The 244-nt window shown below is 51.2% G+C and carries 1 rRNA gene; it reads right to left on the bottom strand.

The annotated features are described in order from the left end of the window. Positions 1–57: 57 nt before the first annotated feature. Positions 58–244 (bottom strand): 23S ribosomal RNA (locus KJS63_RS25975); the annotation flags it as partial.

The raw sequence follows: 244 nt of genomic DNA, 5'->3' as shown, positions 1-244 counted from the left end.
CCTGAAAACTAGATACGAAACGAACTTGCGCATCCCCGTCATGCTCGGGGTATTTGTTTGGATAAGCCCTCGACCGATTAGTACTGGTCAGCTCCATGCATTGCTGCACTTCCACCTCCAGCCTATCTACCTCGTCGTCTTCAAGGGGTCTTACATATTGGGAAATCTCATCTTGAGGGGGGCTTCACGCTTAGATGCTTTCAGCGCTTATCCCTTCCGCACTTAGCTACCCAGCTGTGCTCCT

Origin of the sequence: Paenibacillus sp. J22TS3 (assembly GCF_018403205.1) — a bacterium.
GTDB lineage: Bacteria > Bacillota > Bacilli > Paenibacillales > Paenibacillaceae > Fontibacillus > Fontibacillus tuaregi.
Note: the sequence above shows the minus strand (reverse complement) of the source record. Positions and strands in the feature narration are given on the sequence as shown.